The sequence below is a fragment of the Sorangium sp. So ce448 genome, from assembly GCF_051520915.1.
Taxonomy (GTDB): Bacteria; Myxococcota_A; Polyangia; order Polyangiales; family Polyangiaceae; genus Sorangium; species Sorangium cellulosum_B.
In genome coordinates this window covers 7,035,860-7,056,538 of the sequence record NZ_CP150343.1, presented here as the reverse complement: position 1 = coordinate 7,056,538, position 20,679 = coordinate 7,035,860, and the positions used below count along the sequence as shown (strand labels likewise).

The following is a 20,679-nucleotide window of genomic DNA, read 5'->3' as shown; positions in this document are numbered from 1 at the left end:
CGAGCGCCGGAGAGGGCGCGCCTGCCCACTATCCCGTCTCACGTGCGATCGTGTAGCCTCATCGACGATGGCGCACACGCAAACGACGGCTCAACCCGACGTGCATTCGGCTGCTCACGGCGCGAAGGCCAGCGAGGGCTTTCAGCAGATAGGAGGGGACATCGACTCGCGCTACATCAACGAAGATATCGCGCCCGTGCGCCTGGATCAGCGCAAATGGGGGATGAAGGACATCGCTGCGCTGTGGGTCTCCATGTGCGCATGCACCCCGACGTACATGCTCGCCTCGGGCCTGATCGCCGAGGGGATGAGCTGGGGGCAGGCCGTCCTCACGATCCTGCTCGGCAACGTCATCGTGCTCATGCCCATGATCCTCAACGCGCACGCGGGCACGAAGTACGGCATCCCGTTCCCCGTCTACTGCCGGAGCGCCTTCGGCATCCGCGGGGCGAACGTGCCCGCGGTGCTGCGCGCCCTCGTGGCCTGCGGCTGGTTCGGGATCGGGACGTGGCTCGGCGGGTGGGCCATCTACAAGATCGTCGCGGTCTTCGTCCCGTCGATAGAGCAGCTGCCGCCGACGCCGCTGGGCATCAACGTCGCGCAGCTCGCGTGCTTCCTGCTCTTCTGGGGCGTCAACATCTGGATCATTCGCATGGGCATCGAGTCGATCCGGATCCTGCTGAACATCAAGGCGCCTCTTTTGATCGGCCTCGGCCTGGCGCTGCTCCTCTGGGCGTACAGCCGCGCCGGCGGGTTCGGCCCGATGCTCGAGAAGCCCTCGTCCTTCGGGGTGGGGCAGCCCAAGGAGGGCCAGTTCTGGGTCTTCTTCTTCCCGGCGCTCACGGCGATGGTCGGCTTCTGGGCCACCCTGGCCCTCAACATCCCGGACTTCACGCGCTACGCGCATTCGCAGCGCGATCAGGTCATCGGGCAGGCGATCGGCCTGCCGCCCACGATGGCGTTCTTCTCGTTCATCGGCGTCGCCGTCACCTCCGCCACGGTCGTCATCTACGGCGAGACGCTCTGGGATCCGGTCGTCGTCATCACCCGCTTCGAGAACCCGGTCGTCTTGATCATCTCGCTCGCGGCCCTCTGCATCGCCAACCTGGCGACCAACATCGCCGCGAACGTCGTGAGCCCGGCCAACGATTTCTCGAACCTCTGGCCGTCGCGGATCTCCTTCCGCACCGGCGGCCTCATCACCGGCATCATCGGGATCCTGATGCAGCCGTGGCGGCTCGTCAGCGACCCGACGGGGTATATCTTCACCTGGCTCGTCGGCTACTCCGCGCTGCTCGGCCCCCTCGGCGCGATCCTGATCGCGGAGTACTACGTCGTCCGCAGGACCAACCTCGATCTCACCCAGCTCTACAAGCGGGAAGGGATCTACTGGTACGCGGGCGGGTGGAACCCCGTCGCGATCGTCGCCCTCGTCCTCGGCGTCTTGCCCAATTTGCCCGGCTTCCTCGGCACCATCAAGGTCGCGACGGTCTCCCAGGCATGGATGGATCTCTACAGCTACGCCTGGTTCACGGGCTTCGCCATCTCGTTCGTCGTCTACGTCGCCCTCTCGCTGATTCGCCGCCCGGCCAAGCTCGCCGCGGCCTGATCCGCGTCGCCTCGCGGCGAGGCGCGCGAGCCCGCCTCCCCTCCAACTCTCCAACTCCGTATCAGCGCGGGTCCCCGGCGAACGCCGCGTCGTCCCCGCGGCGCGCGCCCGAGGCCGAGGAGGCCCTCTGCCTCGGGGGCGCCGCCGGCTCCTCGCCTGCGCGCGCCGCCCCGACGGGTCGTTTTTTTTTTTTGTGTATGCGGGCATTCATCTCGTGATCAACGACGGGACTCGCCGATGGCAACAACGTTGTTGTGGGGCGGGGCCCCACCGTGGGAGACCTGTGGCGTGTTGTGGAGCGCTCCTGCCGCCGAGGCGCTCCGCGCTTTAAAAGTGTCTTGCCAAACAACGTGGGTTGATTCCATCCGTCTGTCTATTGCTCCGTGGGCGCCTTTCGATGGATCATAAAATGTCGCTCTTCTCCCGCCTTCGAGGTGCCCATGAACAAGCTCGTCCTCTGGTCGCTCCCGGCTCTCGCCCTGGCCGCATGCGCTGACAGCGGTACGCCTGTCGACGAAACCCCGACCGTCGCGAGGGCTCCGATCACGGTCGCCGCCGCCCGGCCCTACTCCCTCTTCGAGAGCGGCCAGGTCCGCCCTCTCGCCCTCTCGCCCGACGGCTCGATGCTCTTCGCCGTCAACACGCCTGACAACCGCCTCGAGATCTTCAAGGTCAGGAGCGGCGGGCTCGAGCACCGCGGCTCCGTCGCCGTGGGCCTGGAGCCGGTCGCCGTCGCGGCGCGCAGCGACGACGAGGTCTGGGTCGTCAACCACCTCTCCGACAGCGTGAGCGTCGTCGACGTCTCGAAGCCGAGGAAGCCCCGCGTCGTGCGCACCCTGCTCGTCGGCGACGAGCCCCGCGATATCGTCTTCGCCGGCGCCGGCAAGGGCCGCGCCTTCATCACCACGGCGCACCGCGGACAGAACAGCCCCGTGGATCCGGCGCTCACAACACCGGGCGTTGGCCGCGCCGACGTCTGGGTCTTCTCGGCGGCGAGCTCGAGCCCCGCGCCGCTCAACATCATCACCCTCTTCAGCGACACGCCGCGCGCGCTCGCCGCCACGCCCGACGGCTCACGCGTCTATGCGGCGGCCTTCCACTCCGGAAACCGCACCACCGCGATCGAGATCAACCTGGTGAACCAGGGCCTCGGCCTGCCCCCGCCGACCACCAACGCCGCCGGGGCCCCGCAGCCCCCGATACCCCTCATCGTCAAGTTCAACGGGACGCACTGGGTGGACGAGCTGAACCGATCCTGGGACGACGAGGTGAACTTCTCGCTGCCCGACAAGGACGTCTTCGTCATCGACGCCCTGGCCAACCCGCCCGCGCCCGTCGACGGGCCCGGGGGCGTGTTCCAGGGAGTCGGCACGGTCCTCTACAACATGGCCGTCAACCCGGTGAGCGGGCGCGTCTACGTGGCCAACACGGACGCGTTCAACGAGAATCGCTTCGAGGGCGCCGGCGTCTTCGCGGGCCACAGCGTGCGCGGCCGGTTCAACCACAACAACATCACGGTGCTCGACCCCGCGACGGGCGGCGTCGCCCCGCGGCACCTGAACAAACACATCGACTACAGCGCGTGCTGCGCCCCGGTCCCGAACGCCGAGAGCCGGAAGAGCCTCGCGCTGCCCACGGGCATGGCCGTCTCCAGCAACGGAAAGAGGCTCTACGTCGCCGCGCTCGGCTCGGACAAGATCGGCGTCTTCAACACCGCGGCGCTCGAGGCCGACACCTTCGTGCCGAGGCGCGCGCGCCAGATCCCCGTCTCCGGCGGCGGGCCGACCGGCGTGGTGCTGGACGAGGCGCGCGGGCAGCTCTACGCCCTCACGCGCTTCGACAACTCCATCTCGATCATCGACGTCGATGCCAAGGCCGAGATCGCGCACGTGCCCATGTACAGCCCCGAGCCGGAGAGCGTGGTCCGCGGCCGCCGCTTCCTCTACGACGCCTCGTTCACGTCGAGCCACGGCGACTCGGCCTGCGCGAGCTGCCATGTCTTCGGCGATCTCGACAGCCTGTCGTGGGACCTCGGCGACCCCGACGCGGCGAACACGCCGATGCCGGGCCCGTTCATCCTCGATCCGACGCTCTTCGGCGCGCCCGCCGAGTTCGCCGCGCTCAAGGGGCCGATGACGACGCAGAGCCTGCGCGGGATGGCCAACCACGGGCCGATGCACTGGCGCGGAGACCGCACCGGCGGGAACGACGCGCCGAGCGCGCAGCCGGACAGCGGCACCTTCGACGAGGAGGCGGCGTTCAAGAAGTTCAGCGTCGCCTTCGTCGGCCTGCTCGGGCGGGACGCGCCCATCCCCGCGGCGGACATGCAGGCGTTCTCCGACTTCATCCTCCAGGTGATGTATCCGCCCAACCCCATCCGCGCGCTGGACAACAGCCTCACCGCCGATCAGGCGGCGGGCAAGGCATTCTTCATGCTGCCGGCCAGCGAGGGCGGGCCGTGCGCTTCGTGCCACGTGCTCGATCCCACGGGTAACGCCGAGTACGGGGTCCCGTTCCCCGGCTTCTTCGGGACCGACGGGCGCTACACGTTCGCGTTCATCACGCAGAGCTTCAAGGTCGCCCAGCTCCGTAACGTCTATCAGAAGGTGGGGATGTTCGGCATGGTGGAGAACCCCCGCTTCAACAACCGGAATTTCGAGTTCCAGGGCGATCAGATCCGCGGGTTCGGCATTGGCCACAACGGGACGATGGATACGATCTTCCGCTTCCACGATCAGAACGGCTTCAACGAGGTGCCGGGGGTCAACGGCTTCCCGCCGGGCGCGGCGGGCGACGTGCTGCGCGGGCAGGTGACCTCCTTTCTTCACGCCTTCGACAGCAACCTGGCGCCGATCGTGGGCCAGCAAGCGACGCTCTCCGGCGTTGGCGACACGGCCGCCGAGCTGCGGGTGGATCTCCTGATCGCGCGCGCCGACGCGGGGGAGTGCGATCTGGTGGCGAAGGTCCGCAGGCACGGGGACGAGGAGGGCTTCCTCTATCAACAGGGCACGGGCACATTCCTGCGGGACAGGGCGGCGAGCGCGGCGATCAGCGCGACGGCGCTGCGCGCGATCGCGGCGTCGGGCAAGGCGCTGACCTTCACCTGCGCGCCGCCGGGATCGGGGGTGCGGATGGCGCTCGACCGCGACAGCGATGGGGCGCTCGACGGCGACGAGGCGGACGCGTTGACCGACCCGGCCGATCCGGCCAGCGTGCCCTGAGCCTGGGGCCGCGGCGCACCGCCTCGCGCGCGGTCATCCACGCCCGATGACCGCGCAGCTCACCGTGGCCGAGGCTTCCTCGCGAGCCACGCCCGGTCTCCCCACGGGCACGTGAAATCGAGCGGCTTCGTCAGGATCCAGAGCACCGGCAGCGGCGGCGGCGCCGGGGGCGTGGGCCCCGCGCCGTCCGTGAAATAGATCACGCCGGAGACCTTCCGCGCCGCCAGGAACTCCGGGGCGAACACCGGCCGCAGATCGGTCCCGCCGCGGCCGCCGACCTCGTCGAGCCGCCCGTCGAACGCGTACACGCGCCCGATCTCCACGTCGCACTCGACGACGGTGATGCGCGCCGACTCGCTCATCACCTGCAGCTGCCGGGCGATCTCCGAGAGCTCGTCGCGCCGCATGCTCATCGACGTGTCGATCGCCACGAGCACCGACGGCTTCGTGATCGCGCGGGGCGCGTACGTCCTGCCCGGGACCTCGCCGACGCGGCCCGGGAAGCGCCGGTTCGGCCGCGCGTACGTGTGCACCGGCGCGCGCTCCCTCGCCACGAACATCCTGAGCGCGGTCTTCCAGTCGAGCGGGTGCGCGGGCGGGCCCAGCGCGTCCGTCAGCTCCTCGATGAGCCGCCCCGGCGTCTTGCCCGCGAGCAAGAGGCCGGGCACGTCCGCCGGATCGCCGTCGTTCGCGAGCGCGTCCGCCTCCTCGGCGGCGCGCAGCAGGAGCTGCCGCGTCTGCTCCACCGCGCCCGGCTCCCGCGAGGGGCGACGGAGCACGCGGTGATCGTCGACGGCCTCTCCGCCGCGCTGCGGGAGCTTGCCCTCGCGCGCCGCGCTCACGAGCAGCTCGTAGCGCTCGAGCGTGCTCTGGCCGCCGCGCAGGCCGATCGGGGCGTAGGGCTGCCAGCGGATCGGATCGGGCAGCGGCTCCTCGATGTACTCGTTGGCCGACATCTCCAGGGCGAGGTCCATGAGCTCCGGCTCGTCCGCGCCCGCGAACTTGGGGTGGCACAGGTGCCCGAGCGCGACGTGGTGCACCTCGTGGAGGAGCACGCCCCGCAGGAACACGGGCTCGTTCATGAACGACTCCACGTTGACGTGGAGGAAGAAGCGGCCATCGAACAGCGAGACGGCCATGCGCTTGACCGAGGGGTCCGCGACCGGCGCGAGCCGCGCGAGGATCGCCGCGTAGCAGGGGTACCGCTCCAGGAAGCCGGGATCGCGCACGAAGGCGTCGAGCCACGCGGCGACCGCGTCCTCGGGCGCCTCGCCGCGCCCGCCGCGCCCCGCCGCCTCGCTCATTGTGGCCGGACCGGCGTGACGCCGTGCTTCTTCAGCGTCCCCGCGAGCCGCAGGGCCCAGCGCTCCGGCAGCTGCGCGAGCAGCTGGCCCAGGCACACGCGCGCGACGTTGCTCCGCCGCACGTCGACGAGCTTCGCCTGCTGGGCGAGGTGCGCCGACAGCGCGGTCACGACGAGCCCCACGCGGTGCTGCCGCAGCGGATCGGCGCGCCACGCCAGCACCTTCTGCTCGGCGGCGCTGCCCGCGTAGTTCTGGAGCAGCTCCTCGGGGCGGACGTCGATGAGCTGCGTGGCCGTCGCGTTGCCGCCGAGCGCGTCCTGGAGCCGCTCGCGGTGGTCGCCCGGCAGGTCGGCGAGCAGCGCCTCGAACGCCCCCAGCGACAGCTTGCGCTGCGCCGCGAGCACGCCGACCTCCGGCCCCTCGAGCAGCGGCGCGAGCCGCGTCGTCACCTCGTCGAACCGGTCGGTCTCCCCGCGCTCGCGCGCCCCGCGCAGCACCTTGCCCGCCGGCGAGCTCGGCCCGTAATCGGCGAGCAGCGCGCGCAGATCGAACGGCAGCCGCGTCGACCAGGTGTCCTTCGACGCGAGCAGGAGCTCGACCCAGCTCGGGGGCAGGTACCCGCCCAGGGCGTCGCGCAGCAGCACGCCGTCCGCGAGCTCCTCAAGGCGGAGCGCGCTCAGCACGTGCGACGCATAGGTCCAGGTGCGCGGGGGCACGTCGTCCAGGATGCGCTCGTGCCCCTGCGCGAGGGCGATCACGCCCGGGTGGAGCCCGTTCACCTGCGCCCAGGCGAGCCAGGACGCCCGGTCCGCGCGGACGGTCAGGTGGAGGAACCGCGCGCGGAGCGCGCGATCGAGGGGGGTCACCTGGTAATCGGCTGACTCGGGGTTCACGGCGGCAAAGCACACCCAGCCCGCGGGCAGCTCGTACTCGTGCAGCCGCCGGGCGCTGAGCAGCTGGAGCGCCGGCTGCTGGATGTACCGCTCCGCCCGGTTGAGCTCTTCGAGCATCAGGATGCCGGCGCCGTCCTGGGGCAGCACCGACGGCGCCGCGTAGCTGGTCCGGCCGTCCCGGATGACCGGCAGGCCCACGAGGTCGGGCGGCTCGAGCAGGCTCAGATCGAGCACGACGGTGGCGATGCCGAGCCGCTCGGCGAGCTGCCGGACGAGCTCGCTCTTGCCGATCCCGGTGGGTCCCTCGAGCAGCACCGCGCGGCGCGCGCGGTAGGCGAGCTCGAGCACGGCCTCGAGGCGCGGCCCGATCGGGATGGGCGCGGAGCGTCCCTCGAGGAGGTTCGGTGAAGTCGCCGGGGTCGGCCTGCCCGGCGCGTTGCCATCGGATCTGGGCTTCGTCACGGAGGAAGAGGGGGTGCCGCGCGAGGGCGCGAAGAAAGGACCGCCGGGGCCCAGGAGGCTCGGCCCTTCCGTACCCGACGGGCTTCCGGCGCGCTTCGTCTTTCTTGCCGGGTCGCCCCGAGCTCTAGCAGCCGCTGCGCGACCTGTCATTCGCCACGCGGCGGTGCGGGCCGCGGCGCGCTCAGGCGCCAAGGAGCAGCCCGAGGGCGGCCGCGAGCGCGGCGTCGCTCCACGAGGACAGCCCGCGGGGCAGGAGCACGGTCGCGTGATGAGGCGGGCCTTCGCAGCGCCGCGACCCCTCGTAGGTGCGCCCCGCTCGCGTGAGCTCGTAGCTGCAGCGCCCGATCGTGCCCCTGAGCTGCCGCTCGTCCAGCCGGTAGTCGGAGAGGGTGCCGGCCAGGAGGCCTTGCGCGCGGAGCCCTTCCTCCGCCCGGGTCACAGAGAGCTCCAGCGGCATGGCGCCGACGATGCCGGCCGCGCGCTGCCCCGTCGCTGTGACGTTCACGGTCCGGTCGAACGCCACGCCCCGGACCGTCTGCCCGTCTCGCCCCCTGTCGGCGGCGTACACGCCGAGGTTCACGTCCGGCCCGACCACGCGCCCCGGCTCGATGTCGGCGCTGACGAGCTCGCCCTGGGCGGTCAGCAGGATGAACTCGTTCGGCCCCGCGGCGCGGAAAATGTCCTCTCGCGCCGGGGATTCCGCGCCCGGCGCCGTCCCGCACGCCGCGGTGAGCGCCAGCGCGAGTAGCCAGTGACCGCGCCCGGGGAGAAGGTTCATCCGCATCGCAACACCTCGCCGCCCTATCGGGTGTGCCCGATCGGCCACGCGCAACGTGATGCCGGCGATGCCCGACCGGTAGACGCCTGCACCGCCGGGAGCGCGCTTCCCGGATCCGTTCCCGATGCCATCGTGGACGCCCCCGCCGAGTCCGTCCCGAGGCCTCCTCTCATTCCGCCCACCTCAGCCACATGCCGCTCTACCGCGGCAGCTCTAGGGGGGCGCAGGTAGAGACGCCGGCGCCGACGATGCGGAAGCCGATGTTCGTCATGTAGTCCGTGTCGATCGAGCCGTCGGACGGGCGATAGCGGCTCACGTTGGTGGTGCGCGACGACCCGAACTCGCTCGGGGCGGTGTAGAAATAGAAGTCGCCACCCCAGAACGAGAACGCCCAGGCGCTGGGGGTCTCGATGCCCGGCAGGTCCGTGGTCTCGATGATCTCGCCGGTCTCCTTGTCGATCTCGGCGAGCTGCACCGGGGTGGTCGTGAAGAAGCCGAAGAGGCGTCCATCCCCGGTGCCGGTGAGCTCCGCCGAGATGTCGCGCATCGAGCCGCTGAACTCGCCGACCGGCGTCACGGACGCGCCGTCGATCCTCCCCAGCCCGATGCCGGGCGTGCCCGTGGCGCCCGCCACGAACAGCTCCTCGGTGTCCGGGCGCGAGAGGTCGCTCGAGAAGCCCATGCCGAGCCGGGACCACCCGTCGGAGAGCGTGGCCCCGGAGGGCTCGCAGCTCGCGTCCTCGGTGCTGACCTTGAACAACGTCCCCTCGCTGTCGTCGGGCTCGACGTAGTTGACCCACGCCACCGCGTTGCGATCGATCGCCATCGAGTTCGGATCCATGCCGGTCCGGCACCCCAGGACACCAATCTTCGTGAACTCCTTACGATCGGGCCTGAAGCTGTAGAGCTCGTTGTCCTGTGAGAGCACATACACGAGGGATGCTCGCTCGATGCACCCGTTGTCAGGGGCCCCACTCCCGCTGCCCTCATTCCCGACGTCTCCGCTGTTTCCGCCGATATCGGTGCCGGAGCCAAACGGGTCGTCCTGGCCGCCTACGCCGCTCCCTTCACCGCTCCCTTCGCCGCTCTCTCCGGCGCCCGAGGACGGGTCGGCCTCCGTCGCGGACGTGCCGCGGTTGGACGCGCTGCAACCGGCCGCGGCGAGCGCGATCCAGAAGCACCATCGTGCGATTCGCATATCCGCTCTCCCTTTCGCGTGATTCGCTCTTATAGCCGCGAAGCGCGCGTACGGGTACACGAAGTCGCACCCTCGCTCAATGGGGCGTCCGGGTCGAACAGCTCGAACAGCCCTTGGCGGGCGGAGTCATCAGTAGATAGGGATGACCTCGTCTGACTGGCAGCAATAGTAAGCCGGACTCTGCGGTGTCACCTCGCCCGTGGCGACTCCTCCGGTCGGGGCGCACCGGCCTGGGTCGTCCCTGATCCAGCGCGCCACCATGCTCTCGAGCCGCAGATCCGGCCCCGCGACGCACTTCGGCCCGGCCATCGTCACCGTCTCTGCGCCGAGGAGCTCGCGACAGCTGCCGTCCTCGTAGACAGAGACGAGCGCGGCGCACGTGGCGTCCTCGAGCTCCTCGCACGCGCAAGGCGTGCAGCTGCGCGTGTCGTCGAAGCCCTCGGCGATCGCCAGCAGATCGGGATATGGCTCGGGGCACTCCGGCGTGTACTGAAGGAGATAGCGGATGCACATCGTGAAGCCCCCGGATCGCTGCCTGGGGGCCGCGACACACATCATCGAGGGATCTCTGCACTTGTTCTTGTCGGCCGCGCCGGTGCACGCGCGCACCCGGGTGCTCGCGGGGGCGGCCAGCTCGGGCGGCGCTCCTCCGGGATCGTGCGCCGGAGCGCACGCGCTCACGGTCGGCGCCGGGATGAGGAGCGAGCCGAGCTCGCCCGGGGTCGCCGCGGCCGGCGCGGTGCACGCGCCGCTCCACCCCTCGGGGGCGGCGAACGGCGTGGACGCCGTCCCGTCGCACGTGGCCGAGGCGCTCCCCAGAAGGCCCGAAGGCAGCTCGCAGGAGGGCTTCGTGCAAAGGCACGTCGGACATGTGTGCTCGCCGGCGAATCCGCTGTAACCGTCGAACAGGAGATCCGGCGCCTCCACCGGGCACTCCGGTGGGGACGTCCCGCCGGTCGCGTCGCCCCTCCAGAGCAGGATGGGATCGTCGAACCCGACGGACGGCGGCGGCACGCACGCGCCGTCGCACACGGGGCACGGATCATTGCACTCGTGAGCATCCAGGCTGAAGCACGGCTCATTGCACGAATAGATCTGGACAGCGCCGCCTTCCCAGCAGCCCGCGAAGCTGCCGGCGCCGGCGAGCGCGAGCGCCATGCCGAACGGGTCCTTCCTTCTCCTCATCGTGATGGTCCTTCTCTCGCGTGTCGCGTTTCGGCTCTTCGGCAAGGGGCACCGCGACGATCGCTCGGCGCTGCCCCAAGCCTCTCTCTTCCCGCTCCTTCACGCCGGCGAGGCGACCCGACCGGGGGCGCGCGGCGCCCTTGTCACTTCGGAGCCAAGGAGAGCTCGAACTCCTATTTCATACTTGGGCAGGCGAGGACAAGGAAGCCGAATCGGCCATGAAGGCGCGATGAATCCAGTGTATATCGAGTGTATTTCGATAGGCCCCGAGAAGATCTCAGCATTTGCTGGTCGGGCGCTTTTCGTGAGAATCTCACCGAGGAGGGTGGAAGGCACGGTGGCGGGCGAGAGCACCCCGAGGAGCCGAGCGCCTCGCGCGGCTCCGGAGCGTCCGTGGCGGAGCGCGATAAGCGACGGTCCCTGCGCCGTGCGTTCAGTGAGGCGCAGACGCTTGTCCAGAGCCATACCATACCGTATGGTATGGTTTGAAGGTGAGGCCACGATGGATCGACTTCTCTCGAGCGCGGCGGTCGTCGCCCCGCTCCTCGTGCTCGTCGCCGGCGTGTCCCGGCTCGGAGCGCCGCGCGGCGTGTCGCCATGGACGCTGCTTGGCCTGCTCGCGATCCTGTGCGCGGCCGGGGCGCGGGGCGTCGGCGGTTACCTCGAGGCTCGCCTGCGGCCCGGCACGCGCGCGCTGCCGTATCACCGGCTGAACCGCCTCGTGTACTCGCCGCTCTCGCTCACCCTCGCCGCCGCCGTCGCGGGCGCCGCGCTCGACTGACCCGCATGGCGCGCACCTCGAGGAACGACTGGCTCGACCAGGGGCTCGACGCGCTCCGCGACGGCGGCGAGGGCGCGCTGACGATCGACGGGCTCTGCGCGAGGCTCGGGCGAACGAAGGGCTCGTTCTACCATCACTTCGAGGACATCGCGGCGTTCCTCGCGGCGCTCCTCGCTCGCTGGGAGGAGCGGCAGACGTCGGCGCCGATCCACCACGCCGAGGCGGGCGGGAGCCCAGAGCAGAAGCGGCAGCGGCTCTCCGCTGTCGTGCGCTCGCTCGACGGCCGGCTCGAGCTCGCCGTGCGGGCGTGGGCGCTCCGGGACGAGCGCGCCGCGGCCGTGCTCCGGCGGGTCGACGCGCGCCGCGTCGAGTACCTCGCGTCCCTGTACGCCTCCGAGGGGCGCGCGCGCGGCGCCGCCTTGCTGCTCGCGCGGCTGGAGTACGCGGCCTTCGTCGGCGCGCAGATGCTCTTCTCCGACCTCTCGGTCGAGGGCGCGCGCTCGCTGGGGCTCGCGCTCGATCGCGCGCTCGAGCTCCTGGCCAAGGACGAGCGTGTCGCGCGTCCGCCGGGCGCGGCACGGAGGCGGCGAGCGACGTGAGGCCTGGCGGCGCAGGCGTGCCTATCGCTGCGACCGCTCGAACGCGTCCACGGCGTCGAGCTGAGGCCGGAGCAGGGCGCGCTCCTCGTGGGAGAGCGGCGCCTCGTCGATCTCGTCGCGCAGGGCCCGGGCGCGCGCCTGTTCGCCCAGGGCGACGGCGAGCTCCAGCCGGGCGGCGAGGGCGCGGGCGCGCTCGAGGGGGTCGTCCGGCTCCTTCCGGGCGAGCGCCACGTCGAGGACCCTGGCGGCCGCGGCATCGTCGTTCTTGAAGTCGCGCAGCCGCGCCGCCGCGCGCAGGGCCTTGCCCAGCCTCGAGTCCGAGTGCGACCCGGCGGCCCCCTCGTCGTCGTTCGGCGCGTCCCGCCGGATGAAGATCACCGAGTTGCCCGCGACGTCGACCACCGTGAAGCGGCTCTGCCCCTTCTTCATGCGCGAGATCCTGGGCAGGCCGGCGATCGGCAGCTTGCCGTACGCCCGCCGCAGCCCCTCCGCGAACGTCTCGTGGAGCCGCTCGACCTCGGGGACGATCACCAGGCATGTGCTGTACGCCTGCCCGGGATCCAGCCCCTTGAGGCCCATGAAGTGCAGGTGGACCTCCCCGCGGCGCGTCGCCGCATACACGTTCGGCGCTGTCTGCTGGTGGGTGACCTCGAAGCCCAGGGCGCCGTAGAACGCCAGGGTCTCGGGCAGCGACACGCACGGGAGCACGGGAATCGTCATCGCTCCGCTCATGGGATCACGCCTTTCGAGCGGGTCGCGCAGGCGACGCCGCGTCCTCTTCGAGCACACGTCGGGCCTGTCGCAGCGCATCGAGGGTCGCGTGCAGGCTCGACAGGTCGAGCCGCTTGCCGATCCGGTCCGCCCACGCGGCGTGGCGCGCCTCTACCTGCCGCAGGGCCTCGCGCCCTGCCGCCGTCATCGCGATGAGCTTGGCCGTGCGGTGGTGAGGGTTCTCGACATACTCGACGAACCCCTCGCGCTCGAGGGCGTCCGCTATCTGCTGCACGCCCTGGCGGGTCAGCCCCATCGTCCGAGCGACGTTCGAGACCGGCGCCGCGCCGTGGTCCACGACGCCGAGCACCTGCCAGCGCGCGCTCGTGAGCCCCGCCGGCCTGGCCAGGGCGTCCCCGGCCTCGAGCGCCAGACCATTCAAGCGGAACACCTCGATCACCAGCTCGCTGAGCGCGGTCGCCTCCGCGGTGAGCCTCGTCATTGGAAACAACCTGTCATATTGACAATTGATTGTCAATTGAGCGCTGTGCCGATGTCCTCGGCCTGGCGTGCATCTCAGGGAGCTCGGCGCGGCAGGGAGGCCCGGCGGGATGTTTCAAGGAGCGGATCCCATGCCAGGTTTGAAAGCAGAGATCTCAGAATCGAAAGGTATCGGGGGTGTCCTTAAGGGTAACCCCAGGAATACAGAAGGGAGTAGCCTTGGCCCGTGTCCTGCAAAACACGGACGTCAGAGCGCCCGTGACGGCTTCCCCCCCCCGCCGTCGAATGGGCGCTCTGTTTTTTGTCTCCCTAGGATCGCGCGAGGGACGCGCCGCCCGTCGATGGGACTGACGGGCGCCTCGCGAGCGCGGGGATGCGCGTCCAGGGCGCGTGGGTGGCCGAGCGTGGATGGACTCCCCGGCTTCCGCCGAGCCGATGGATTTGCTAATCCCGGGGCGCCACGGGGGAGGTTCTCCCGGCTGCCCGGCGGCGTAGCTACGACATCCGCGTGAGATCCCCAGGCGCACTCTTCTCCCTCGCGCTCGCGGCCGCCGCCACCTTGCATGCGGGCGAGGCGCGCCCTCAGCCTGCAGGCCGCCCGGCCGGTGAGCCGGCAGGAGCCGAGGTGGCGCAGGCGCCCGGCGCGGCCCCGGCCGAGCCGCCGTCTCCCGTCGTCCCCGACGGACAGGCCATCGCGCCCGCCGGGATCGAGGTCACCGTCGAGGGCAACCGGGCTCCGCCGGGCTCGGTCTCGCTCACGCGGCGCGACGTCCGCGAGCTGCCCGGCGCCCTCGGCGACCCCTACCGCGCCATCGAGATCCAGCCCGGCGTGACCTCCATCGCGAGCGGCATGCCGTACTACTACATCCGCGGCGCGCCGCCGGGGAACATCGGCTACTTCTTCAACGGCATCCAGGTCCCGCTCCTCTTTCACGTGGGCGCCGGCCCCAGCGTCATCCCGGCCGCGATGGTCCAGCGCGTCGAGATGCACCTCGGCCCCTATCCCGCGGACATCGGGCGGCTCGCGGGCGCGGCGATCGAGGCCGAGAGCGCGCCGCCGTCCGACGTCTGGCGCGGGGAGGGGAGCCTCCGGTTCGTCGACCTCGGCGGCGTCGTGGAGGGGCCGATGGACAGCGACACCCACGTCCTCGTGGGAGGGCGCTACGCCGCCGGCGCGGCGCTCACCTCGGCGCTCGTCCCGAGCGTCGACGTGGGTTACGCCGACTACCAGGGCCGGATGACGCACCGGCTCGGGCCGGAGGAGCGCATCACCGTCTTCGCCTTCGGCGCGTACGACTACCTCGCCAGCATCGGCGAGGAGGACGGCGCCAAAGAGACCGACGTCCTCCTCGACAGCGATTTCCACCGCCTGGACCTGCGCTACGACCGCGACGACGCCGCCTCGGGCACGCGCGTCAGGTCGGCGCTCACCCTCGGGCTCGACCGGTCGCGCGGGGTCGGCGTGGAGAGCGCCGAGGCCTGGAAGCTCAACGCGCGGATGAGCTTGGCCCGGCCCCTCCTCGCGGGGCGCGCGCTCGTGCGGGTGGGCGTCGACGCCGCGGTCGACCGCTACGTGGTGACGCCGCACCCCGGCGCGCCGGACGGCGAGCCCGGAGGCGGCGCGTCCACCGACGAGGAGGACACGCCCGCGGAGGGGACGGCCCAGCTCGACGAGAGCTTCCCCGAGCTCTTCCGCAGCCGGCTCGACCTCGCGCTGGGCGCGTGGGCCGACGCGCTGCTCGTGCTCGACGAGCGGTCGACGATCACGCCCGGCGTGCGCGTGGACCACTACACCTCGCTCGGCAAGAGCGCGCTCGCCGTCGACCCGAGGATCGTCGGCCGCTTCGGCGTCGGCGACCACGTGCGGCTCATCCCGGCGTTCGGCCTCGCCTCGCAGCTGCCCGGCCTCGCTCCGCTGCCGGCGCTCCAGATCGGCGGCATCCCGGGGGGGCTGCAGCGCAGCCTGCAGTCGAGCTTCGGTGTCGAGGTCGACGCGGGCCCGGTCAACGTCAGCGCCACGGTGTTTCGACAGGCGACCTTCGGCCTGAGCGATCCGATCGGGACGGGCCGCGGCACGAACCTCAGCACGGAGCGCTTCCTCACGCGGAGCCTCGGCGACACGTACGGTCTCGAGCTCGGGGCGCGCGGGGCGCTCCGCCGGGACATGTTCTTCCTGGCGTCGTACACGCTGTCGCGCTCCACGCGCACGCGGGGCAGGGCGACGATCCCCTCCGCCTACGACCGGACGCACGTGGCGCACCTCGCGCTGCTCTACGACCTCGGCGCGGGCTGGCGCGCCGGCATCCGCCACGTCTTCTACACCGGCTTTCCCGCCGACGAGGCCGCCCCGGGCCGCCCCCCGAGCGAGCACCCGGATCGCGTCGCGCCGTTCTATCGGCTCGACATGCGCCTGTCGAAGCGCTGGGCGCTGGGCGCGCGGAGGTACCTCGGGCTCGTGTTCGACGTGCAGAACGCGACGCTGGCGAAGGAGGTGTTCGACGTGAGCTGCGATGACGGCGCGTGCACGCCGCGGAAGATCGGGCCCATCACGATGCCGGGGCTCGCGATCGAGGGCGGTTTCTGAGGGGAACCTGAGGGGAATGCGGCCAGCGATGCCGCGGCAGACCGGCTGATCCGGCGGCTACGGGAGCTACCGGTGGAGCACCTCGAAGAGCTGCTTCAGCATGAGGTACGTCAGCCCCCAGACGACCCGCTCGTCCACGAGCAGGCACGGGAGCTGGAGGACGTTTCCCTCGTGCGTGTACGCATAACGCGAGGTGCGTTCGCCGCGCGCGAGCGGCCCGAGCGGCGTCCAGAGCGCCTCGGCCACCTCGTCGCTCAGGGTGAGCTCCGGCGTGCAGCGCAGCGCGAAGACGAACGGGGCGACGATCATCCCGGCGCGCCGCCCGCGCGCGACCGCCGGGACCTCGGGCAGGCGCGCGAGCAGGGTCCCGTGCGCCGCGAGATCGATCCCCACCTCCTCCCGCGTCTCGCGGATCGCGGTGGCGAGCAGGCTCTCGTCCGCCGGCTCGCGCCGCCCGCCCGGGAGCGCCATGTGCCCCGACCAGGGATCGGCCGGGTGATCGGCCCGGCGGATCAGGAGGAGCTCGGCCTCCTCGGGCTCCCGGCCCCCCGCAGGATCGAGCGCCGTGCCCGGAGACCCCGCCGGCGACCGCAAGATCGCGGCGACCGCGGCCTGGCGCTCCTGCGTGAGCAGGTCGAGCGCGGCCTCGCGCGCGTCGAGGCGGGCCATGATGGCGGCGAGGTCGTAGGAGGAGAGCACCGTGGTCAGGATAGCATAATATTTATCGCTATTTAGCGCGCGGCGGCTGCGCTCGGGGATCGCGCGCGCGGCGGGCCCGGACTCGACACTCGAGCCGCGCAGGCCGCTCGCCGGATCCCGGCCATGGCGCCATGGCGTGACGCGTCGCGGCCCTCCGTGCGAGCACCGTCAGGGGGCCGCCGTGGCGAAGGTGTCCCACGCGTCGCACTGCTCTCCCTTCAGGCCGGCCTGCGGCGCGATGTCGCGATCGAGGGCGAGGCTCTCGTCCCCCTCTGCGTCATACCTCGGCCACGCGACGGCGCCCTCGCCGTTGGGGTCCCCGCTCGCCGCGTGGCGCGACCAGTACCCCATGATTTTCTGCGACATCTCGAGCTCCCCCTCGGTCAGCGGCTCCGGCAACACCAGCGTCGGGTTGCCGAACACGAACTTGATCTCGGCAGAATGGAAGGAGCCGAGATCGCCGAGCAGCGAGCTCTCGGGCGCATAGGTGAAATGATAGAGATACGTGGCCGCGCCGGCGCCCGCGATCGCGCGCGCCGCCCGCCGCGTCGGGCACACGAACATCGAGTCGCCCAGCGCCGCGTTCGCCGCCGCCTGCGCCGAGCCGTAGGTCTCGCTCGGGTAGAGCGCCACCACTTCCTCGCCGTGGCCCGGGGCGAGCACCTCGGCGAACGCCTCGAACGCGGTGTCGTCGGCGACCGCCGCGGACTCGCCCCAGAGCGAGACGAAGAGCGTGCCTTCGTCCGCGTTGCTGCCGAGGATCGTCGGCACCTTCTCGAAGCTCCCGGCCTCGAGGAGCTTGCCCGGCGTGTCGGGGAGGTTCCATCCGTCGACGACCGGGAACCACGTCGGGCCGGCGCCCTCGAGGAAGGCCGCGCCCCGCGGCAGCGCGCTCATGATCTCCTCGGCCGATTTGCCGCGAAGGCACTCGAGGACGGATGGCGCGTCGGTGCAGCCCAGCGCCTCGACGAACTCTTGCCCCTGCGCGCTGGCCGTCGCCTCGTCCGCGGCGGAGTCGCACGGTCCGCTCTCGATGATGGCGGTCTGGAAGAGGCCTTTGCTCCTGGGCGACACCATGTGCATGCAGACGCTGATGCCGCCCGCGGACTCGCCGAACAGGGTGACCCTGCCAGGATCCCCGCCGAACGCGGCGATGTTGGCCTTGACCCATTGGAGCGCGGCGCGCTGGTCTTCCAGGCCGTACGCGCCCGTCGAGGGGTGATCGGGATCCTCCGACTTGAGCTCCGGGAGGGCGAGGAACCCGAGCGGGCCAAGGCGGTAGTTGAAGGTGACCACCACCGATCCGGTCGCCTCGGAGAGCGCCCGGCCGTCGTAATCGGCCTCCCCGCCGCTGCCGAGCTCGAAGCCGCCGCCATGAATCCAGGCGAGGACGGGTACGGACGAGGACGCCGGGCGCTCGGGCGTCCAGACGTTCAGGGTGAGGCAGTCCTCTCCCGAGCTCTCATTGAAGCCCGGGGTGAGCAGGTTCAGCTGCGAGCAGGGGATGCCCACCTCGACGGCAGCCCGCGGCTCGGTCCACGGCTCGTGCGGCGCGGGCGATCTCCAGCGCAGGTCCCCGACCGGCGGCGCGGCGTACGGGATGCCCAGGAAGGTGCGCGTCGCGCCGACGAGCGCGCCCTCCACCGGACCCGCCTCCGTCTCGACGAGCGGCGCAGCCACGTCGCCGCCGCCCGAGCCACCGGCGCCGCCGGAGCCACCGGCGCCGCCCGAGCCACCGGCGCCGCCCGCGCCGCCGGAGCCCTCAAGAGCCGGCTCGCTCGAGCTGCAGGCGGCAGTGAGCAAGCCAAGAAGAATCGTGTGCGACAATGAAGGTCGAATGGGCATGATCGTCTCCGTCAAGAGCAAATCGTGAATGCGGGATCGTGGGAATGGGAAGAGGAGAGCGCGGCGCCGAGGACGCAGGGGGCGATGAAGGCCGCCAGTCGGCGGAGCGACGTTCTGTGCACGCGGAATTCAACCATGAAGCGTGAGCGCTGGTGCTGGAATTTGACGTCGTTGTCTGAGAAGCTCCCACGGTGACGGCTTCGTGCCGTGGGCAGGGCAACCTTGACATGGCGAGCGGCGCGAACTCCTCCTGTGCCCATGGCAACTCATCGGAACGACGGGATCGCGGGCGGCGCCGGGCGTCGAGGGGCTTCGGCGCATGGGTACCAGGGCCGCGCGGCCCGCATCGGGAAATCAGGCTGGTCCGGGCTGCTGGCGTGCACGGCCATCGCCGGCGCCCTGGCCGGGAGCGCGTGCAGCTCGGATCCGGACCCCGGGGGGACCGGGGGAACCGGCGGCATGGCCGCGTCCAGCGGGAGCGCGGGCGGCGGGGGAGCGACAACGGCGACGGGCGCGGGAGGAGAGGGGGGTGGAGGCGACGTCACGCCGGTCATGCCCGATATCCACCCCGAGGTGTTCGGCACGTTCGACACGTCGGAGCTGACGGTGTTCGCGTTCAGCCAGGTGGAGGTGCACCAGGCGGATCCCCAGGTGATCGAGCTCGCCCCGGACATGGTCCCGAGAGCGTGGCAGCGCTGGCGTGACACAGGGATCCAGGCCGACGATTATGACGCCGAGTACCTGGCGAGCTGCCGCGAGCGCGGCATCCGCTTCGTCGCGGGCAGCACCGCATCCATCGTCTTCGAGGACGAGGTCGACAGCGAGGAGCAGTTTCTGGAGCAGACAACGCGCAACGCCGCGGGCGAGCTCGTCGCCCACGACCAGATCGTGCCAGGCGCGCACCGCTCGAGCATGGCGTCCCCGAGCTACCGCGCGCGGCTCGTCGAGATGGGCAAGCTCCAGATCGACCTCGGCGTCGACGGGCTGAACTTCGACGAGATCAACGGCGGCTACGGGGGCGCGGAGTACGACGGCAACGAGGGGTTCGACGACCACCATGTCGCGGACTTCGGCAACTACCTCTGCCGCAGGCACGGCGGCCGTCCGGACGGCTGGCAGAAGGGGTTCGATCTCCTCCCCGAGGACGGGCTCGACTGCGGAGGAGCGCCCGAGACCGCCGGGAGAGGCTTCGATTTTCGCGGTTACCTCCAGCGCGTGAACGCCACGGCGAAGCCCTTCGACAGCGGGAACAAGCTGCTCGTCGAGGAGTGGGGCCGGACGGTGGGAAACCGTCCTGACCCGCAGCTCGGGACCTTCGTCGAGGTCTATCCGGCGCTCGTCTACTGGCAGGAGGTGGTGCTCGAGCTCCGCCGCTACGCGCGCGAGCAGCACGGCCGCGAGATCTTCATCTCATCGAACGGCATCGTGCCGTTCGTCGACCTGCAGAGCGTGGGCCTGTACGACTGGAACATCGACGGCGACGGCCCGCGCGGCATGAACTGGGTGCCTGTCGTGGAGGGACACCTCGACGGGACCGTGTCGTTCCAGACGGCCCTGCGGGGGCTCAAGGCGCGCTCGAAGCGCGTTCAAGAGCTCGTCGGCGGCAAGGAAGTCCCGCTGATGCTGTTCCTGGACTGGCCCAACGACATGATGAACCGCTACTACGGGCTCCCGCTGGAGGAGCGGAAGGACTATTTCCGCATCTTCGCCGCGGAGGTCTACGCGAACGGCCTGTACTTCGCCCTGCCGCTGCACACGACGACGGACGAGAGCACCGCGACCGCGCTCGAGATGATGGAGTTCTTCGCGCGCTTCCGCGACTTCTACAAGTCCCACGAGGACCTGGTCCACGGAGCGACCGACGTCACAGGGCCCGTGACCCTCTCCTTCGAGGAGTGCGCGTCCGCCGAGCAGCCCGAGGCGTGCGCGGGCGAGAAGAAGATGAGCCACAACCTCGTGCGCCTCGCGGACGGCCGCACGGTGCTCCACGTGATCAACCACGAGTACAGCGCAGGTGTCGTGGAGCAGGCGGGCGTGACGGTGAGCTTCCCCGTGGACGCGAGCCCGACGCAGGTCACTGTCGCGTCGATCGACTTCGAGGAAGATCGCGTGGTGCCCTTCTCGTACGAGGACGGCGTTGTCACGGCGGAGATCGGGGCGCTCCCGGCCTCCATCGCGATCGTCGCGGAGTGAGCGGGGCAGCGCCGCGGGCTCAGCTGTCCACGCGGGGCGCGTCGCCGGCCTCGCCGGGTCAGGCCCGCAGCCCAGCGTGACGAGCCTGAGGTGGTCTGGCGGCGCGCCATCCCGCT

General features: G+C 71.0%; 15 protein-coding genes. 6 read left to right on the top strand and 9 right to left on the bottom strand.

Annotated elements, in window-relative coordinates; translation table 11 throughout:
- Window positions 1-67 precede the first annotated feature (67 nt).
- Together WMF45_RS26600 and WMF45_RS26595 are read left to right on the top strand one after the other, a co-directional pair.
- Window positions 68-1,609, top strand: coding sequence for an NCS1 family nucleobase:cation symporter-1 (locus tag WMF45_RS26600; RefSeq protein WP_437707270.1), 1,542 nt, complete (start codon window positions 68-70; stop codon window positions 1,607-1,609).
- 440 nt (window positions 1,610-2,049) lie between these two features.
- The gene (locus tag WMF45_RS26595) at window positions 2,050-4,830 is read left to right on the top strand and encodes a hypothetical protein (RefSeq protein WP_437707269.1); all 2,781 of its coding nucleotides are present in this window, start codon (window positions 2,050-2,052) and stop codon (window positions 4,828-4,830) included.
- Between the two features lie 59 nt (window positions 4,831-4,889).
- Here the strand turns inward: WMF45_RS26595 and WMF45_RS26590 are convergent, their stop codons facing one another.
- The 5 genes from WMF45_RS26590 to WMF45_RS26570 all read right to left on the bottom strand — a co-directional run bounded on the left by WMF45_RS26590 (window position 4,890) and on the right by WMF45_RS26570 (window position 10,650).
- Entirely contained in the window at window positions 4,890-6,134 is a 1,245-nt protein-coding gene (locus tag WMF45_RS26590) for a vWA domain-containing protein (RefSeq protein ID WP_437707268.1), read from the bottom strand.
- Window positions 6,131-7,489 carry an AAA family ATPase gene (locus WMF45_RS26585; protein ID WP_437707267.1) on the bottom strand — a complete coding sequence of 453 codons (1,359 nt, stop codon included), beginning with the start codon at window positions 7,487-7,489 and terminating at the stop codon, window positions 6,131-6,133. The genes WMF45_RS26590 and WMF45_RS26585 overlap by 4 nt, the downstream gene beginning before the upstream one ends.
- 181 nt (window positions 7,490-7,670) lie before the next feature.
- Window positions 7,671-8,267 carry a hypothetical protein gene (locus WMF45_RS26580; RefSeq protein WP_437707266.1) on the bottom strand — a complete coding sequence of 199 codons (597 nt, stop codon included), beginning with the start codon at window positions 8,265-8,267 and terminating at the stop codon, window positions 7,671-7,673.
- A 199-nt stretch (window positions 8,268-8,466) separates the two neighbouring features.
- A complete protein-coding gene (locus tag WMF45_RS26575; RefSeq protein WP_437707265.1) occupies window positions 8,467-9,465 on the bottom strand; it encodes a hypothetical protein in 999 nt (332 codons plus the stop codon).
- Window positions 9,466-9,594: 129 nt separating this feature from the next.
- Window positions 9,595-10,650 carry a hypothetical protein gene (locus WMF45_RS26570; protein WP_437707264.1) on the bottom strand — a complete coding sequence of 352 codons (1,056 nt, stop codon included), beginning with the start codon at window positions 10,648-10,650 and terminating at the stop codon, window positions 9,595-9,597.
- Between the two features lie 502 nt (window positions 10,651-11,152).
- Between WMF45_RS26570 and WMF45_RS26565 the strand changes: the two genes are divergently transcribed.
- A complete protein-coding gene (locus tag WMF45_RS26565) occupies window positions 11,153-11,431 on the top strand; it encodes a hypothetical protein (RefSeq protein ID WP_437707263.1) in 279 nt (92 codons plus the stop codon).
- A 5-nt stretch (window positions 11,432-11,436) separates the two neighbouring features.
- Window positions 11,437-12,030, top strand: a complete 594-nt coding sequence (locus tag WMF45_RS26560; RefSeq protein WP_437707262.1) for a TetR/AcrR family transcriptional regulator — start codon at window positions 11,437-11,439, stop codon at window positions 12,028-12,030.
- Between the two features lie 21 nt (window positions 12,031-12,051).
- Here the strand turns inward: WMF45_RS26560 and WMF45_RS26555 are convergent, their stop codons facing one another.
- Window positions 12,052-12,750, bottom strand: a complete 699-nt coding sequence (locus tag WMF45_RS26555) for a hypothetical protein (RefSeq protein ID WP_437707261.1) — start codon at window positions 12,748-12,750, stop codon at window positions 12,052-12,054.
- Between the two features lie 16 nt (window positions 12,751-12,766).
- Window positions 12,767-13,243, bottom strand: a complete 477-nt coding sequence (locus WMF45_RS26550) for a MarR family winged helix-turn-helix transcriptional regulator (protein ID WP_437540856.1) — start codon at window positions 13,241-13,243, stop codon at window positions 12,767-12,769.
- A gap of 507 nt (window positions 13,244-13,750) precedes the next feature.
- On the opposite strand from WMF45_RS26550, the gene WMF45_RS26545 reads away from it, so the two are divergent.
- A complete protein-coding gene (locus WMF45_RS26545) occupies window positions 13,751-15,826 on the top strand; it encodes a TonB-dependent receptor plug domain-containing protein (protein WP_437707260.1) in 2,076 nt (691 codons plus the stop codon).
- Window positions 15,827-15,892: 66 nt separating this feature from the next.
- On the opposite strand, the gene WMF45_RS26540 is transcribed toward WMF45_RS26545, so the two are convergent.
- Both WMF45_RS26540 and WMF45_RS26535 read right to left on the bottom strand, forming a co-directional pair.
- The gene (locus WMF45_RS26540) at window positions 15,893-16,525 is read right to left on the bottom strand and encodes an NUDIX hydrolase (protein ID WP_437707259.1); all 633 of its coding nucleotides are present in this window, start codon (window positions 16,523-16,525) and stop codon (window positions 15,893-15,895) included.
- Between the two features lie 168 nt (window positions 16,526-16,693).
- Window positions 16,694-18,328 (bottom strand): carboxylesterase/lipase family protein, encoded by a 1,635-nt coding sequence (locus WMF45_RS26535; RefSeq protein ID WP_437707258.1) that lies wholly within the window; start codon window positions 18,326-18,328, stop codon window positions 16,694-16,696.
- Between the two features lie 300 nt (window positions 18,329-18,628).
- Here WMF45_RS26535 and WMF45_RS26530 point away from each other — a divergent pair, with 300 nt between their 5' ends.
- Complete coding sequence (locus WMF45_RS26530) at window positions 18,629-20,563, top strand: hypothetical protein (RefSeq protein WP_437707257.1); 1,935 nt, start codon at window positions 18,629-18,631, stop codon at window positions 20,561-20,563.
- Window positions 20,564-20,679 lie beyond the last annotated feature (116 nt).